Annotated in this window: 2 protein-coding genes; both read right to left on the reverse strand. The window is 46.0% G+C overall.

Annotation, left to right across the window (positions count from 1 at the left end; all coding sequences use genetic code 11):
* Positions 1 to 1,223 (reverse strand): MFS transporter (locus ACESM0_RS07365; RefSeq protein WP_372905131.1); only part of this gene is annotated, 1,223 nt, incomplete at its 3' end.
* Between the two features lie 137 nt (positions 1,224 to 1,360).
* Positions 1,361 to 1,874, reverse strand: a 514-nt coding sequence (locus ACESM0_RS07370; RefSeq protein WP_372905133.1) for a DUF1456 family protein, incomplete at its 5' end; no start/stop codon positions are given.

Raw genomic sequence — 1,874 nt, forward strand, 5'->3', positions numbered from 1 at the left:
GCAATCCAAACGGTTGCTGCTACAATAACCGCCGTTGCTACAAACGGCAACCCATAATAAACGGCAAAGAGCGCACCGCCCCATGTCGGACCAATCATCCGACCGAGCCCCGACAGGCCCTGAGAGGCGCCCATCACGGCTCCCACGTTATCTTCGCTCGCCTCTTTCGAAATCAAGCTGGTAATCGTGGGTGTATTTAAACTTTTCCCAAGTGCCATCAGACCGAGAAAGAGCGCCAGAGTAAGCATGCTTGTAGAAAAGGGAATCAACCCAAGCCCGATTACCATCAGAATATTACCGACCATAAAGAGCTTCTCTTCTGAAAAAGCATTGGTCAGCGACTTGATTAAAAAACCCTGAACGATCACGGCAATAATTCCTATATAGAAAAACTGAATTCCCACCTGTTCGGCCGTCATGTTCAGCTGACTCTCTGCAAAGAGTGGAAAGGCACTGTAGAGGCTCGACTCTCCAAACGAAAGCAGGAAGAACCCGATCACCAATGGAATCAAGTATCCCCGGGCTGATTTTCCTTTCTGATCCTTCAACAAGCGCCAGAATTTTGGCGTAAACACACTGGGCCGGCGAATTACCTTCTCCCTGGGTTTGGATGTGTCCACAGTCTCGGGCAGCTTGAACAGTACCATCAAAAAACTACAGAATGACAAAAAAGCCGCAAAAAAGCCGGGCAGTGCATATCGATTTTCACCCATCCAGGCGGCAAAGTCGGTAAATCCCGCATTGGCTACCATTTCATGAAATGTAGGGTGGATCAACGCCGTGGCCGTGGCCGGACCAATCACAAAACCAATTCCAAATGCGGCTCCAATCAATCCCATGCCACGTGCACGATTGGCGCTGTCGGTTACATCTGCAATATATGCCTGAGCCGTTGAAATATTTCCTCCCATCATGCCTGCTATTACACGGGAAAAGAAAAGGACTCCAAGCGATTCCGCCAGTCCAAAAACGATATAGGCTATGACCGCACCGAATGTACTGAGAAGCATAATCGGCCGGCGACCGATTCGATCCGACCAGCTACCCCAGATCGGAGAAAAGATAAGCTGCATAAATGAATAAACACTGTACAGAAGCCCGATCATCACTGCGGATGCAGCAAACTCCTGCGCATAAAATGGTAGAAGCGGCAGGATAATGCCAAACCCAAGCAGGTCGATAACAACAACAAGAAAAACAGTTGCTAAGGCAGATTTATTCATGAAATGATTCTGATCCGGTGTTCTAAAGACTGCTTAAGATAGGCGCTTTGAATGTACATTTCATGAAGAAGTTAAAATGAGGCGATGAACGTAGAATGACCAATGGATTCAACGGGTCAGGCAACCCATTACACGATCTAATCAACCCGATGCTTTTTGGCTAGTCCCCTTAGAAAATTCCTCAAAACCTGATCCCCGCAGTTCTTATAGTTCCGATGTGTATCATCACGGAAAAAGGCGCTCAGTTCAGTTTTACTCAAACTTAGTCCTTCGCTCTCCAGAATATCAATGATATCTGTGTCTTTGAGTTTGAACGCAACCCGCAATTTTTTAAGAACGATATTATTGGTAACCGGAGTTTGTATTGGAGGGGCGGGGTGTTTATCGCTTTTACCGCGAAGGTGGAATATCACTCCATCCAGAAAATGTGCCGTCAGTTTATCATCAGTATCCTTTTCGACTTCGGTGCCGTCTATTTTGGTGATGGTCTCCTTGTTGTCGCTGAAAATTTCGGAAACTTCTTCTCTTGTAGGCTGATAATCTGCCAGTTTTAGAAATTCAGCGATTTGGGCATCATCCAAATCTAAAATGTAGCGGATACTCTTTATAACTTCGTCGTTTCGCATGGATAGGATTTCATTAATATTTATT

Origin of the sequence: Rhodohalobacter sp., assembly GCF_041686455.1 — a bacterium.
Lineage (GTDB): Bacteria > Bacteroidota > Rhodothermia > Balneolales > Balneolaceae > Rhodohalobacter.